This is a genomic window from Sphingomonas sanxanigenens DSM 19645 = NX02 (genome assembly GCF_000512205.2).
GTDB classification, from domain to species: Bacteria; Pseudomonadota; Alphaproteobacteria; order Sphingomonadales; family Sphingomonadaceae; genus Sphingomonas_D; species Sphingomonas_D sanxanigenens.
Genome location: NZ_CP011450.1, coordinates 23,167 through 38,070 on the forward strand (window position 1 = coordinate 23,167; position 14,904 = coordinate 38,070).

Annotated in this window: 10 protein-coding genes and 1 pseudogene; 9 read left to right on the forward strand and 2 right to left on the reverse strand. The window is 64.3% G+C overall.

The window, feature by feature from the left end; translation table 11 throughout:
• Positions 1 to 24 precede the first annotated feature (24 nt).
• The 9 genes from NX02_RS28795 (at position 25) to zwf (ending at position 12,859) form a co-directional block, all read left to right on the forward strand.
• Positions 25 to 1,179 carry a hypothetical protein gene (locus NX02_RS28795; RefSeq protein WP_047100253.1) on the forward strand — a complete coding sequence of 385 codons (1,155 nt, stop codon included), beginning with the start codon at positions 25 to 27 and terminating at the stop codon, positions 1,177 to 1,179.
• 25 nt (positions 1,180 to 1,204) lie between these two features.
• Positions 1,205 to 1,852: an HdeD family acid-resistance protein gene (locus NX02_RS28800; protein WP_047100254.1), complete on the forward strand. Its 648-nt coding sequence runs from the start codon at positions 1,205 to 1,207 to the stop codon at positions 1,850 to 1,852.
• Between the two features lie 208 nt (positions 1,853 to 2,060).
• On the forward strand, positions 2,061 to 2,693 hold the full coding sequence (locus tag NX02_RS28805) for a hypothetical protein (protein WP_047100255.1): 633 nt from the start codon (positions 2,061 to 2,063) through the stop codon (positions 2,691 to 2,693).
• Between the two features lie 153 nt (positions 2,694 to 2,846).
• On the forward strand, positions 2,847 to 3,863 hold the full coding sequence (locus NX02_RS28810; RefSeq protein WP_047100256.1) for an IS110 family RNA-guided transposase: 1,017 nt from the start codon (positions 2,847 to 2,849) through the stop codon (positions 3,861 to 3,863).
• Positions 3,864 to 4,493: 630 nt separating this feature from the next.
• Positions 4,494 to 5,426 (forward strand): YfdX family protein, encoded by a 933-nt coding sequence (locus tag NX02_RS28815; RefSeq protein ID WP_084718397.1) that lies wholly within the window; start codon positions 4,494 to 4,496, stop codon positions 5,424 to 5,426.
• A 93-nt stretch (positions 5,427 to 5,519) separates the two neighbouring features.
• The gene (tkt, locus tag NX02_RS28820; protein WP_047100257.1) at positions 5,520 to 7,592 is read left to right on the forward strand and encodes a transketolase; all 2,073 of its coding nucleotides are present in this window, start codon (positions 5,520 to 5,522) and stop codon (positions 7,590 to 7,592) included.
• Positions 7,593 to 7,594: 2 nt separating this feature from the next.
• Positions 7,595 to 10,399 carry a bifunctional transaldolase/phosoglucose isomerase gene (locus NX02_RS28825; RefSeq protein ID WP_047100258.1) on the forward strand — a complete coding sequence of 935 codons (2,805 nt, stop codon included), beginning with the start codon at positions 7,595 to 7,597 and terminating at the stop codon, positions 10,397 to 10,399.
• 16 nt (positions 10,400 to 10,415) lie between these two features.
• Entirely contained in the window at positions 10,416 to 11,402 is a 987-nt protein-coding gene (gene gnd, locus NX02_RS28830; protein ID WP_037486173.1) for a phosphogluconate dehydrogenase (NAD(+)-dependent, decarboxylating), read from the forward strand.
• Between the two features lie 11 nt (positions 11,403 to 11,413).
• Positions 11,414 to 12,859, forward strand: a complete 1,446-nt coding sequence (gene zwf, locus NX02_RS28835) for a glucose-6-phosphate dehydrogenase (protein WP_206431522.1) — start codon at positions 11,414 to 11,416, stop codon at positions 12,857 to 12,859.
• Positions 12,860 to 13,017: 158 nt separating this feature from the next.
• On the opposite strand, the pseudogene gpmA reads toward zwf, so the two are convergent.
• Together gpmA and NX02_RS28845 are read right to left on the reverse strand one after the other, a co-directional pair.
• Positions 13,018 to 13,703 (reverse strand): annotated as a pseudogene (gene gpmA / locus NX02_RS28840) (2,3-diphosphoglycerate-dependent phosphoglycerate mutase).
• A 70-nt stretch (positions 13,704 to 13,773) separates the two neighbouring features.
• Positions 13,774 to 14,895: a zinc-binding metallopeptidase family protein gene (locus tag NX02_RS28845; RefSeq protein WP_047100260.1), complete on the reverse strand. Its 1,122-nt coding sequence runs from the start codon at positions 14,893 to 14,895 to the stop codon at positions 13,774 to 13,776.
• Positions 14,896 to 14,904: the final 9 nt, after the last annotated feature.

The following is a 14,904-nucleotide window of genomic DNA, read 5'->3' on the forward strand; positions in this document are numbered from 1 at the left end:
CAGACTCTAAAGAAAATGACGAAAATGAAGATACGAACCGCATTGCGCAATCTGGACAAGCATGGCCAGCAGCGCGCGCCGGAGGTGATTGCAGAAGAGGGCCGGCAACTTGAAAACCATCTTAAGCGGTTTCGTTCTGAGTTGGTCCGGCTTGAGGTCGTCGCCTCGCAGACGAAGGGCAAGACGCGAATCCAGGTCAGACTGCGGCTGCAACTGCCCTCAAGCGTGATCGCGGCGCAGGAAGAGGGGTTCGAGATCGAGCCTACCTTGCGCAAGGCCTTTGCCGACCTGCGCCACCGCGTCGACCGGCATGTGGCGCGCCTCAAGCACGAGTCGGAGTTCAAGCGTCCCGCCCGCCGGCGCCGGATTGGCGCCCCACTCCCGCCCGCGCGGGATGCGGCGGAGGCGGGGCGGCGCCAGCTTTTCTTCGGCCTGATCGAGGACCACCTCGATACGGTCTATGACGCGGTCCGGCGCGAATTGACCTATTTCGAATGCAGTGGATCGGTGCCCCAAGGATACCTGAGTGTTCGCGATCTCGTCGATGCGACGATCCTCAAGGGGCTCGAGCGGTTCGAGCGGCGGCCGATGCGGTTCTCGGTGGGCGACTGGCTCACCCAACTCGCCTTCGAGACCATCGGCGAAGAGGCCCGCGCCGCCCGCCGGGTTGTGCCGGAAAACGCCGCCTCGCTCGATGCCGCGCCCGAACAGCCGGCACAGGATCCGACTGAGACTGATCAGGAGCTGTTCGAATTTCACCAGCCTGACGAAGTGCTGCGGCTGGAGGATCTGGTCGGCGACGGCACGGCGACCGATCCCGAATCGGCCCTCGACCGCCACGAAACGGCGCTGTGCCTGCACCGCGCACTTTCCGCACTGCCCGCGCTCTGGCGACAGGTCCTCTATCGGACCTGCATCGAGGACGAGGCGGCGGCAGACACGGCGGCGCTTATCGGCATACGAGAGGACGAGGTGGCGACCATCGCCGCGGCCGCCCGCGGTTTCCTGCGCGCGAGACTGCGCGAAGCGGGGCTGGCGGTCCCGATCGCAGAGGATGATTGCGTTGACTCCGAGATCGCCCGCGCAATGCGCCTGCCCCTGCCCCTGCCCCTGCCGATCGACGAGCGCCGCCGCGTGGCTGCCGCCCTGAGCGAAGGCTCCACCGGCACAACGGCCTGACGAAACCTGTAGGGGAGATGAGACGATGACGACAACCTCGGAAACTGCTTCGAACTCGATACAGGACATGCTGTTCACCCTTTCGCGCAACTGGTGGCTGTTCGGTCTGCGTGGGGTGCTGGCGCTGATGATTGCTGGGCTCGCTTTCCTGATGCCGGCCGAGTCGCTTCTGGCCCTGACGCTGGTGTTCGGCGCCTTCTCTTTTGCCGACGGAGTGTTCGGTCTGGTCGCCGGGATACGCAACATCCGCAAGGGCGAACGCTGGGGCTGGCTGATGTTCAGCGGCCTCCTGGGGATCGCCACGGGCGTGGTCGTGGTCGTCTCGCCCTTCGTCGCAACGCTGGTCCTCGCTACATTCCTCTGGGCCAGCATCGCGTTCTGGTCGGTGTTTTCGGGCGTCCTAGAAATCGCGGCGGCGATCCGCCTGCGCAAGGAAATCAAGGGAGAGGTCTGGCTCATCCTGAGCGGCCTCATCTCGGTCGTGCTGGGTATCATCGTGACCTGGATGCTGCTGACGCGCCCGCTCGAAAGCTTCCTTGCCCTCGGCTGGCTGCTCGGCTTCTACGCCGCCCTTTTCGGAGCAATGATGATCCTGCTGGGCCTGCGGCTGCAGCGCGCAAATCAGGCAGGGCACGACAAAACTCCCGGCGTCAACCTGGCGGCTGGCACATGACGCGCGTGGGGAAAGCCGGGCGGCCTGTCGGCGATGAAGACGATCTCACCCATTGGGACGAGACGATCTTCGAACGCTGCTTAAGGACCGGCTTCAATCCCTTCGGCAGCGGACCGACACCGGTCTTTCTTCGACAGGCAGACCAAGGACAATGCTCCGGGAAGCCCAACGTTCGGCGGAAGGACGGTTGCGACGGGACAATTCGTCAATGACTTACAGGTCGCGCGATCTTGCCTATCTAGTTGTCGCCGTCGTGTGCGGGATCGGTATCTACTTTATGTTCCGCACCATGTATATGGCGGAAGAGCCCCTGCCCTTCGCCCAGGAGATGACGCTGGTCTTTCTGGGTGGCGCCGTCACGATCGCACTGACGGCCGCTCTCCTCAATCGTCAGACAGAACTCGAACTTCGGAAAGAAGGAAGAGTGATCATCCTTCAGCAGCAATGTGCCATATACATGGCTTGCATAGAAAAGGTGGCGAAAATTGTCGAAAATATCAGACATGATGCCGTGCTGATCGATGATTTGAGGGTTCTAAATCATCAGCTTGCGGTAGTAGCCAGCGAAGAGGTTGTGGTCCGCTTTGAGGCTGTTCTCGACGCACTGTTGTCCGGCTTTGCGGATGGCGCGCTTTCCGGGGCTGACGGCGAGAAGGTGATGCAATCCGTCGCCGATCTAACGACGGCGATGCGATCTGATGTCCTCCAGAACACGGCATTGACTTCGACGAATGCGGCGAGCGCCATTCGCCAAAACTCGAGACGAATGGAGCAATTAGACGATCTCAGTTTCGAGGCGGAGGTTGCGACGAATAAGGAGAACAGCAATGCGCGCTCATAACCGTCCGCCCTTTCCGCCGAAAATTCCCAGGACTGATATGAGATCGTGGGAGGTTCCCACGGCGGTTATTGACGTGATGTCGTGGACGACCTCCGCACCAGCGTAGCTGTGCGATGATGTGGTCGTTGTAGGTCCACGTCTAGGAGTCGTTCCATGGAGCAGGAGGTTGTCACCGTCGGATTGGATCTGGCGAAGAATGTGTTTCAGGTTCACGCTATCGGCGCCGATGGCGCAGTGCTGATCCGGCGCAAGCTGCGCAGGACCGAAGTCATCCGCTTCTTCGCTGAGTTGCCGCGTTGCCTGGTCGGCATGGAAGCGTGTGCCTCGGCGCATCACTGGGCGCGTGAGTTGATGGCGATCGGCCATGAGGTGCGCCTCATGCCGCCAGCCTATGTTAAGCCGTATGTGAAGCGCGGGAAAACCGATGCAGCGGATGCTGAAGCGATTTGCGAAGCGGTCACCCGGCCGACGATGCGTTTTGTCGCAGTGAAGTCGGTCGAGCAGCAAGCGGTGCTGATGCTCCACAAAAGTCGCGACCTGATGGTCCGGCAGCGCACCATGCTGATCAACGCGCTTCGCGGCCACTTAGCTGAGTACGGGATCGTGACGGGTCTGGGCGCCGCCGGCGTAGTGGCTTCCCTGAAGGCGCTGCACGAAGAGCAGGACAGGTTTCCCGCACACGCACGTTCGGCCCTTCATGGCATTGCCGCTCAGTTGAGGGCACTAGCGAGCGAGATCGAGCGGCTTGAGGCGCAAATCCTCGATTGGCACCGTAACGACGAGACGAGCCGCAGGCTGGCTACGATCCCGGGGATCGGCCCGATTACAGCGTCGGCTATCGCGGCTGCGGTGCCGGACGCATCTCTGTTCCGATCAGGCCGTCAGTTCGCCGCCTGGCTTGGGCTCACACCTCGTGCGAACAGCTCGGGCGGCAAAGAGCGGCTCGGGGGAATAACCAAGCAGGGCGATGGCTATCTTCGCCGGCTTCTGGTCGTCGGTTCGACTGCTGTTATGCGAATGACGCGTAAGAGTCCGGCTCGCCAACCCTGGATGGCGGGCCTGCTTGAGCGCAAGCCAACCAAGATCGCGACAGTGGCGCTCGCCAACAAAACAGCACGGATTGCTTGGGCCGTGATGACGCGGAAGGAGGTGTACGCTCCCGCCGCATAAGGAGATCTCCGTCACACGATAATCGCGTGATGTGATGGGATGCGTTGGAGCAGCTCAGTAGTGATGACGAACCGGTCAGACGGGGGTTGGTGAAACCCAGGGGGTCACAGAGCTTCGAGCGCGATGACGTGATTAGGGAGCCAGCCTGCGGACTTCATCAGGGCCAGCAGCCATGCGGTGCTGCGCGAACAGGCCGAACACATGGATGCACCCGACCGAGGTCATCAATGCCGAAAAGCTCTTGCGCCGCGGAGGTCGTCCACACATGGACTCCATCCCTCTGACGGGTGCGATCGCGCCCTACGCCGTGCGGCAAATCGGCCAGGTCGCCGGCTGAACCCTGGAGCTCCGCAGCGCCGAAAACAAGGCGCGCGCCGGCTTCCTGACGACGGCGAGATTGCCGAAATCAGGCTGAGATATGTCAGCGCAGCTAGCAGACGGCGTCTCCATAGCAATGCTCGCGCGATGCTTTGCAAACAAGAGCAGGTGCCGAGTGACGACGATAGGCCGCAACAACTTGCCAGTTCGAAGGGGCAGCGAAGCACTGCTGTCCCGTCCGAAAGCACTTCGCCGTACTCGGCAGCACGCGTTGTGAAATGCGAACTTTAACTCACAAACGGAGGATGGACGATGCGGAAACACCTAATCATCTCGACAGCCCTCGGCGCCCTCGCCATTTCGGCGTGGTCGAGCGCCGCAGCGGCCCAGGCTTCTGCACCCAGTCAGCAAGCGCAGCCGCAGACTTCGACTCAAGCGGCTCCGCCGGGCGGAGCCCAAGCGCAGTCGAGTCCCACCAACCCACCCGAGGCGCAGCGGGACAAGCTCGTCGACGAGGCGGTCGCCGCGGTGCGCGAGACGCAGAACGCTTTGACCGCAATCGACCAGAACAAGAACGACGACGCGATCGCGGCGCTGGAGCGCGCGACCGGCAAGCTCGAGATCGTCCTCGCCCGCACGCCGACGCTTGCGCTCGCTCCGGTCGACGTGAGCGTCGTGACGCACGACGTGATCGGAACCCCGGCCGACGTCGAGAAAATCCGCGGAGAGGTGGGCGCCGCGATCGCGCAGGGTCGCCTGCAGCTGGCGCGCAAGCTCCTCTCCGACCTGGGTTCCGAAACGGTCGTGAACATCAGCAAGCTCCCGCTCGGCACCTACCCCGCCGCACTCAAGCAGGCGGCCGCGTTGCTGCACCAGGGCAAGCCGCAGGAGGCCAAGGCGGTCCTTCAGACCGCACTGGGCACGATCGTGATCGACCAGATCGTGATCCCGCTCCCTCTCGTTCGCGCGCAGCTCGCGCTCGAGGACGCGCGCAGCCTGCTCGAGAAAAGGAAGCGGACCGACGCGGAAAGCGCCCGCATGCGCCAGCTGTTGGGAACGGCCCGCACGCAGCTCCAGCTCGGCAAAGCGCTGGGCTATGCCACTGACAGCGAGATGACCGACCTGATCGCCTCGGTCGACGATCTCGAGCGTAAGACCGCCGGCTCGCAATCCGCGAAGGGGTTGCTCGATCCCTTTGGTCCCAAGTTCGACGAGGCCAGGCGGTCGAGCCAGCGCCCGCGCTAGGCAGCACTCGGCGTTCGATCGTCTCCCGCGCGGGGGCTGGTCAACACAAGCACAAGGGGCGTTCAATCTGGCGAACGCCCCACGGGAGGTAACATGTTGCGCCAGCCCGCCACCGCACGCGGCGCGTTCGAGGCCCTCGATCGTCTAGCCATCAACACGATCCGTACGCTCGCCATGGATGCCGTCGAGAAGGCGCAGTCCGGCCATCCCGGCACCCCGATGGCGCTTGCGCCGGTGGGCTACACGCTGTGGTCGCAGTTCCTCCGGATCGATCCCGACGTGCCGGACTGGCCCAATCGAGACCGTTTTGTGCTCTCGGTCGGGCACGCCTCCATGCTTCTCTACGCGCTTATCCACCTCGCCGGCATCAAGGAGGTCGATGCGGAAGGCAGGGCCACTGGCCTGCCTGCGGTTAGCCTCGACGACATCAAGAACTTTCGCCAGATGGGCTCCAGGACGCCGGGCCACCCCGAGTATCGGGTGACGACCGGCGTCGAGACCACGACGGGCCCGCTCGGTCAGGGCTGCGGCAATTCCGTCGGTATGGCGGTCGCCGAACGCTGGCTCGCCCAGCACTTCAATCGCGATGGCTTCACCCTCTTTGACCATGACGTCTACGTGCTGTGCGGCGACGGCGACATGATGGAGGGCGTGTCGGGCGAGGCGGCAAGTCTCGCCGGACATCTCAAGCTTTCCAACCTCTGCTGGATTTACGATTCAAACCGTATCAGCATCGAGGGCCATACCGACCTCGCCTTCACCGAGGATGTGGGCAAGCGCTTCGAGTCCTATGGTTGGAACGTGCTCCACGTCGACGACGCCAACGATACTGAGGCGTTCGCGCGGGCAATCGAAAGCTTCAAGGCGACCGACGACCGACCCACCTTCGTCGTCGTCCACTCTATCATCGGCTGGGGCAGCCCCAAGGCGGACAGCGAGAAGGCTCACGGCGAACCGCTTGGTGCCGACGCGATCGTCGCCACTAAGAAGGCGTATGGCTGGCCGGAGGACAAGACCTTCTACGTGCCCGACGGCGTCGCCAAGCACTTCAACGAGGCGATCGCCTCGCGCGGGCGCCGGCTGCGCGAGGAGTGGGAGGCGACCTTCGCCGGCTATCGTGAGACCTATCCCGGCATGGCGGCCGAGCTGGACGCGATGCGCAAGGGCGCGCTGCCGCCGGGCTGGGAGTCGGGCCTGCCGAGTTTCGACCCGGATCCCAAGGGCGTCGCCTCGCGCGATTCCGCCGGCAAAGTGCTGAATGCGCTTGCCGGCAACGTCCCTTGGCTGGTGGGCGGATCGGCCGACCTGTCGCCATCCACCAAGACCGACCTAAAGAATTTCGGCTCGTTCCAGGCGGACAACCCTGGCGGGCGCACGATTCACTTCGGCGTGCGCGAGCATGCGATGGGCGCGATCGCCAACGGAATGGCGCTGTCCTACCTCAAGCCCTTCACCGCCACCTTCCTCGTCTTCGCCGACTATATGCGCGCGCCGGTCCGGCTTGCGGCGATCATGGAGCTGCCGGTCACCTTTGTCTTTACGCACGATTCGATCGGGGTCGGCGAGGACGGCCCGACCCACCAGCCGATCGAGCATCTGGCAACACTGCGCGCGATGCCCGGGCTCGACACCATCCGCCCGGGAGATGCGAACGAGGCGGCCGAGGCGTGGAAACTTGCCGTCCGCCAGACCCGTCGGCCGAGCGCGCTGATCCTCTCGCGCCAAGCGCTGCCGACGCTCGACCGGAGCCGCTATGCGGCCGCCGCCGGGGTCGCGAGGGGCGCGTACATCCTTGCCAGCGCCGATGATCCGGAGCTCATCCTGATCGGCACCGGGAGCGAGCTGAGCCTTGTGGTCGGCGCCTATGAGAAGCTGGCAGCGGAGGGCGTACGGGCACGCGTCGTGTCGATGCCGAGCTGGTCCCGCTTCGAGGAGCAGGACGACGCCTACAAGCAGTTGGTCCTAACCCCCGGCATAGAGGCGCGCCTGGCGGTGGAGCAGGGCGGCGCAATCGGGTGGGACCGCTATGTCGGCGCTCGCGGCCGAACGATCACGATGTCGACGTTCGGGGCGTCTGCCCCGCTTGCCAAACTCCAGGAGAAGTTCGGCTTCACCGTCGACCATGTGGTCGAGGCAGCGCGCTCAATGATCTTGCAGGAGGCGTGACGATGGCGAGCCGGGTCAGGAAGCTGCACGATTTTGGCCAGGCCCCCTGGCTGGACTTTGTCGACCGCCGCTTCCTCAAGGAAGGTGGGCTGCAAAGGCTCGTCGAGGAAGACGGCGTCACCGGCGTGACCTCCAATCCGTCCATCTTCGAGAAGGCGATCGCGCATGGCGATGCCTACGACGCGCAGCTCCTGGCTCTTCTCCAGAGCCGACCCGGCACGAGCATCACCCAAGCCTATGAGGCGCTCGCGGTTCAGGACATCCAAGACGCGGCCGACACGCTGCAGCCGGTCTATGAGCGGCTGAACCGGACGGACGGCTACGTCAGTCTCGAGGTCTCCCCCTATCTCGCTGAGAGCACCGAGGAGACGGTCGCGGAAGCACAGCGGCTGTGGCGACAGATCGACCGTCCCAACCTGATGATCAAAGTGCCCGGTACCCAGGCGGGTGTCCCTGCCATCCGCCAGCTGATCGAAGATGGCATTAACATCAACGTGACGCTGCTGTTCGGCCAGCAGAGCTATGCCGCGGTTGCGATGGCCTTCGTGGAGGGGTTGGAAGCACGGCTCGCCCAAGGCCAGCCGATCGACCGTATCGCAAGCGTGGCGAGCTTCTTCGTCAGTCGGATCGATGCCGCGATCGACAGGAAAATTGCCGAACGCCTGAAAAGCGCTGACGCGGAGGCCGAGGCGCTTACGGGACTGCGCGGACAGGTCGCCATCGCCAACGCCAAGCTCGCCTATCAATGGTATCTCGGCTTGGTAGCTTCGGAACGCTGGCAGGCGCTCGTGGAGCGCAGGGCGATGCCGCAGAGGCTCCTCTGGGCCTCCACCGGCACCAAGGATCCGAGCTACCCCGACACCCTTTACGTAGACAACCTGATCGGGCCTGAAACCGTCAACACGTTGCCGCCCAAGACGATGGACGCCTTCCGTGATCATGGCACGCTCGCGCCGTCCCTGACCGCCGAAGTGGAAAGCGCGCGTCGGATTCTCCGCGAGGTAGACCGTCTCGGGCTCGACTTGCCAGCGGTCGCGGACGAGCTCGTGCGAGACGGCGTGAAGCAGTTCGCCGACGCAGCCGATGCGCTCCTTGGTGCCGTTGCTGCCAAGCGCTCCGCCATTGTCGGAGACGGGCTGAACAGCATGCACGAGGCACTGCCGCGGGAGCTCGACGAGGCGGTAGAGGCGCGGCTCGAGCGAATGCGTCAGGAAAGCTGGTCCAGACGGCTATGGGCAGGCGATGCCACGCTATGGACCGGCGGCGAGGAAGCCAAGTGGCTCGGGTGGCTTGCCGCAGGTAAGGGCGAGCAGATCGACCCCGAGGCATTGAAAGCTCTCGGCGCTCAGGCAGCCCAGTATCGGTCCGCGGTGCTCCTCGGCATGGGCGGGTCGAGCCTCGGCCCGGAGGTCTTGGCCGAGATCGTGGGGCCGCGGAGCGGCAGCCCGATGATCCATGTGCTCGATACCACCGATCCGAAGCAAATCGCCGCAGTGGCGGCGGCGATCGACCCCGAGCACACGCTGTTCATCGTTGCCTCCAAGTCGGGCTCGACGATGGAGCCGGAACTGCTGCGCGCCTATTTCTGGAATCTGGCGGGCCAGGACGGCAGTCGCTTCATCGCCATCACCGACCCGGGATCGCGCCTGGCAAAGATCGCGCACGATCATGGCTACGCGGGCGTCTTCCTGGGCGATCCAACGATTGGCGGCCGCTATTCGGTTCTCAGCGTCTTCGGGATGGTGCCCGCGGCCGTGATGGGTATGGACGTGGCCGAGTTCTTCACCAGGGTTGCGCCGATGGTGCAGAGCTGCGCGCCCGACGCGCCGCCCGCCTTCAATCCTGGCGTGCGGCTCGGTGCGATCCTGGGGGAAGCGGCGAACCGCGGGCGCGACAAGGTGACGGTGCTGACCTCGCCCGCGCTTCGGGCATTCGGAGCGTGGCTCGAACAGCTGTTGGCCGAGTCCACCGGCAAGCAGGGCAGGGGCATCGTTCCCGTCGACCTGGAACCGCCGGTACCGCCGGCGCACTATGGATCGGACCGCCTCTTCGTACTGCTGTCGCTCACGGGCGACGATCACGCCAGGCTCGACGCCCATGCCGATGCGCTCGTTACCGCCGGCCAGCCGGTCGTGCGGATAGCGCTCTCGTCAAAGGAGATGATCGGGCAGGAGTTCTTTCGCTGGGAGATCGCTACCGCGGTAGCCGGCGCGGTGATCGGGATCGACCCTTTCGACCAGCCCGACGTCGAGGATGCCAAGATCAGGACGCGGGTGCTGATCGACGCCTACGAAGCCACCGGCAGCCTGGCGCCCGAGACACCATTTTTCGAGGATGGCAGGGTGGCCTTCTTCGGGCCCGCCGACCGAGGCCATTCCGGCGACAACGCGGTCCAGATCCTGCGCACCCATTTAGCGCGTCCCGGCCCCGGCGATTATGTAGGGTTCCTTCTTTACGTCGAACGCAACCCGGCGAACGAGGCTCTCGTCGCACGCATGCGCGAACGGGTCGTGAAGGCGCGACACGTCGCCACCGTCGCGGGCTTCGGGCCGCGTTTCCTCCACTCGACTGGTCAGGCGTACAAGGGAGGGCCGCGCTCGGGAGTGTTTCTCGAGATCACCCGCACGCCCGATCCCGACGTCCCGATCCCAGGACGTAAAGCCAGCTTCGGCACGGTCCAGCTCGCCCAAGCGCGAGGCGATCTCGACGTGCTCGCCAGCCGGGGCCAGCGCGTCCTGCGGGTCCACCTCCAAAGCGCCAGTCTGAGCGACCTTGAAGAATTGCTCGACGAAGCACTCCGGAATTGAGCGGGAGCCTGGAAATATGCGGATCGGAATGATCGGCCTCGGCCGGATGGGAGGCAACATCGCCCGTCGGCTTCAACGCTCCGGACATCAGCCAGTGGTCTTCGACCGCAATCCTGAGGCGGTGGCGGAACTCGAGCTTGAAGGATTCGAGCCGGCTGACTCGCTTGAGGAAATCAAGAAGAAGCTGGGCACGGAGGCAGTCTTCTGGGTCATGCTGCCCGCGGGCGAGCCGACCGAGAAGACGATCCAGATCCTCCGCACGATCGCCGAACCTGGCGACGTCGTCATCGATGGCGGCAACAGCTTCTACAAGGACGATATTCGCCGGGCGAAGCTGCTGGCCGACAAGGGCATCCACTATATTGATGTCGGTACCTCGGGAGGCGTGTGGGGCCTCGAGCGCGGCTATTGCATGATGATCGGCGGACCGAAGGAGGCCGTCGACCATCTCGATCCGATCTTCGACGCGCTCGCGCCGGGCATCGGCACCATTCCGCGGACGCCGAACCGGATGGAGCATGAGGGAGAGGATGCGCGCGCGGAGAAGGGCTATATCCACGCCGGGCCCGCCGGCGCGGGTCACTTCGTCAAGATGGTGCACAACGGCATCGAATACGGCCTGATGCAGGCATATGCCGAAGGCTTCGACATTCTGAAGTCGAAGCAGTCCAGCAAGCTTCCCGAGGATGAGCGCTACGTTCTCAATCTCACCGACATCGCCGAGGTGTGGCGGCGCGGCTCTGTCATATCCTCTTGGCTTCTGGACCTCACTGCGGCGGCGCTCGCCAAGGATCAGATGCTCTCGCAGTTCTCCGGGCGGGTTGCGGATTCGGGCGAGGGGCGCTGGACCGTCGAGGCGGCCATGGAAGAGGCGGTTCCCGCTGTGGTCCTTACCGCTGCGCTGTTTGCCCGGTATCGGAGCCGGGTCGAGCACACCTTCGCCGACCAGGTGCTTTCCGCGATGCGCTTCGGGTTCGGCGGGCATGTCGAGATCCCGCAGTGAATGGAGTGACCGTGCCGGGGCGCCCGGCGACGATCGTCATCTTCGGCGCGACAGGAGACCTCACCCGCAGGCTGCTGGTCCCGGCGCTGGCCAACCTCTGCTTCGACGGACTCTTGAGCGAAGAGCTCAACGTCATCGGCATAGCCCTTCGGGATGGCGATGATGAAAGTCTGCGCGTGAGCCTCGATGAGTTCGCGCCGCAGACACAGTGCTGGCAACGATTGCGCCAGCGGACCAGCTACCTCCCCGGCGACTTCACGCTTGGGACTGTCTACGAAAGGCTCAAGCAGCGGCTGGGCGAGGACGACGCGGCATTTTATCTGGCCACGCCGCCGCAGTTCTTCGGGGTCATCGTGGACAGGCTCGCCGACGCCGGCCTCACGGAGGAACATGACGGCGGCTTTCGGCGGGTGGTGATCGAGAAGCCCTTCGGTCACGACCTCGAATCCGCACGGGCTCTCAACCAGCGGATCCTGTCGCGAGTGAACGAGAGCCAAGTTTACCGGATCGATCACTTCCTGGGGAAGGAAACCGTCCAGAACATCCTGGTCGCGCGGTTCGGCAACGCCTGGCTGGAGGCGGTATGGAACCACCGCTACGTGGACCACATCCAGATTTCAGCCGCCGAAGCGATCGGCGTCGGCACCCGCGGGGCGTTCTACGACACAACCGGTGCGCTCCGGGACATGGTTCCCAACCACCTGATGCAGCTTTTGTCGATGATCGCAATGGAGCCGCCAAACAGCTTCGACGCCGAGGTCATCCGCGACGAAAAGGCAAAGCTGCTTCGGGCCGTCCGTCGCATTACCCCGGATGAGGCGCGAAGCGACGCGGTGCGGGGCATGTACGCAGCCGGCCAGGTCAACGGCCAGATGATCCCCGCCTATCGCGAGACGCCGCACGTGGACCCGAACACCGCCACCGAAACTTATGTGGCGCTCAAGCTCATGGTCGACACCTGGCGCTGGACCGGCGTGCCCTTCTATCTGCGCACGGGGAAGGCGCTCGCCGCACGGGACACCGAGATCGTGGTCACCTTCAAGCCCGTGCCATATGCGACGTTTCGGGAGACCCCGGTCGCTCCTCTCCCGGCCAATCAGCTCGTATTCCAGATCCAGCCGCACGAAGGGATCGACCTTGGTTTCCTGGTCAAACGGCCGGGTCCGCAAGTGGAGGCGGTCCCCGTAGCGCTCGATTTTGCTTATGCAGAGAAGTTCGCCGTCGCGCACCGGACAGGGTACGAAACCCTCCTGTATGACATGATGAAGGGCGATCAGACGCTCTTCCAGCGTGCCGACCAGATCGAGGCGGGATGGGCCGTTGTGCAGCCGATCCTGGACGCCTGGGCTCGGGGCGAGGGGGTGCTGGAGGAATATACGCCAGGCACTTCCGGACCTCGCGCCGCCGACGCACTGATCGCCCGCGATGGCCGGCAATGGCACGCATTGGGTCGATAAATGGAGCGAACGAACTCCGGTCAGAAAGGGAGGCGGGACAAGGCCGGCACCTTTTTCCGCGAAGGGTTCGGATCGCCCCAAGCTGCGCTGACTTGGATCGGCTACCGCGCTGGGCTCCACGCGACAGGCGGGCTCCGAGTGGCATTTCAGTAGTCGCCCTACCGCTCGTACAGATAATAGCGGTCTGTTGCCGTAAGATCGTGCGCGAGCTCATACACGATCGGCTCACCCGTCGGGATCTCGATCGTGGGGATCTCATCGTCCGGGATGCCAGACAGATGCTTCACCAGCGCGCGCAGCGAATTGCCGTGCGCCGAGATCACGACTCTTCTGCCGGCCTTGAGCTCCGGCGCGATCCTTGCCTCCCAATAGGGCAGCACGCGCCCGATCGTGTCCTTCAGGCTCTCGGCGCTCGGAATTGCGATGCCGGCGTAGCGGCGATCGCCGGTGACATCATAGGGTCCCCTGGCTGCTGTGGCGGCGGCGGGATGCCAAACGATCGGCGCCAGATCTTCACTTGCTCCGCTCCGTGCCTGGCTGCGGTCGCTGCCTTGTCGAGGCCGGTGAGCCCGCCATAATGGCGCTCGTTCAGACGCCAGTCCTTTTCGACGGGCAACCACAACCGCCCCATCACCTCGAGCGCAAGGTTGAGCGTCTTGATCGCACGCGTCTGGAGGCTCGTGAAGCAGAAGTCGAAGTCCAGCCCCTTCGCCGCCATCAGCCCGCCGGCCGCTTTCGCCTCAATCTCGCCCTGCCGCGTCAGATCCACGTCCCACCAGCCCGTGAAGCGGTTCTCGAGGTTCCAGACCGACTGGCCGTGGCGGATCAGCACGAGCGTGGGCAAGGGGTTCTCCAAAAGGCATTACGAGCTGAATGGACGTCTCTCCGCTCCGCGATCCGGCGTCCCGCAGGTTTCACACGCCATGCCCGAGGCTTGCGATCATTGCGGCCAGCTCAGACCCCTCCGGGATTTCCTCACGGCCCGCGGCCCGCGCGATCAGGCGGCTAACGAAATCGAGCTTGAGCATGACGCCGGAACTGAGACGAAAGGGATAGAGATCCGGTTGCCCTATTGCCCGGTTTACCGCGTTGAGAGCGAAGGAGATCGGTATCCAGCGCTCAACGAGCGTCGCCGTTGCAACACGATACGCATCGATGTCCGGGTGCGGTGCGCGATTGCCTTCCAGCCCCACACCGAAGTCCGCCATCGCTCCGAGCGTGTCGACGATGTGCAGGTAATGAGCGAACGTCTCGGCGAAATCTTCCCAAGGATGCGCAGTTGCATACGCGCTGACATGGTCATCAGCCCAGCCGAGTGCCGGACGGCCGGCATAGTAGCGCTGGACCGCTGCAGCATAATCGATGCGCTCGTCACCGAACAGTGCGCGAAAGGGATCGTGCATGTCGGTCACAGCGACGAGCCGGTACCAATAGTAGTGGCCGATCTCGTGTCGGAAATGGCCTAGAAGAGTGCGGTAGGGCTCGCCCATTTGATGGCGTATGCGCTCCCGCGCCGCGTCGTCCGCCTCGATCACGTTCAGCGTGATGACACCCCCGGCATGGCCGGTGAGAAGCTGTGGGACATAGCCGTTCTCGGCGGCGGCATCGTACAAGAAATCGAAGGCGAGCCCGTCTCCGCGCTCGGCCTTGGTCTCGAGGGGCAGGCCGAGCTTGATCGCACCGCGAATCATGCGCCGCTTGGCCTCCTCGATCCGCCGCCAGCGTTGAAGGACGCCGCGCACCGCGAGATCGGGGATCATGCGATTGTGCCGGCAGGCGCGGCACATTGCTCGGGTCGGACCGAGCGCTTCAGCGCCCGTCTCATCTGCCAGCCAGTTGCACGCGCCGTAATGAACATTGGCGCAAGGCTTTACCGCCGCGGCTGATCCCTCTGCATCGTGCCACTCGCGCGCCCTGGGGTCGAGATGACGAAAGGCGTCTATGCGCCAGTCATAGCCAACGGCGTGTGCGCAGCTCGGGCAGGCGCTTTCCTCCAAGTGAAGCTGGTGGCGGCAGTTGGGGCAGGGGAATGCCAAGCGTTGGGT

Coding starts and splice junctions, on each gene's coding strand:
- NX02_RS28795 (WP_047100253.1), top strand. CDS start 25: ATGAAGATACGAACCGCATTGCGCAATCTGGACAAGCATGGCCAGCAG.
- NX02_RS28800 (WP_047100254.1), top strand. CDS start 1,205: ATGACGACAACCTCGGAAACTGCTTCGAACTCGATACAGGACATGCTG.
- NX02_RS28805 (WP_047100255.1), top strand. CDS start 2,061: ATGACTTACAGGTCGCGCGATCTTGCCTATCTAGTTGTCGCCGTCGTG.
- NX02_RS28810 (WP_047100256.1), top strand. CDS start 2,847: ATGGAGCAGGAGGTTGTCACCGTCGGATTGGATCTGGCGAAGAATGTG.
- NX02_RS28815 (WP_084718397.1), top strand. CDS start 4,494: ATGCGGAAACACCTAATCATCTCGACAGCCCTCGGCGCCCTCGCCATT.
- tkt (WP_047100257.1), top strand. CDS start 5,520: ATGTTGCGCCAGCCCGCCACCGCACGCGGCGCGTTCGAGGCCCTCGAT.
- NX02_RS28825 (WP_047100258.1), top strand. CDS start 7,595: ATGGCGAGCCGGGTCAGGAAGCTGCACGATTTTGGCCAGGCCCCCTGG.
- gnd (WP_037486173.1), top strand. CDS start 10,416: ATGCGGATCGGAATGATCGGCCTCGGCCGGATGGGAGGCAACATCGCC.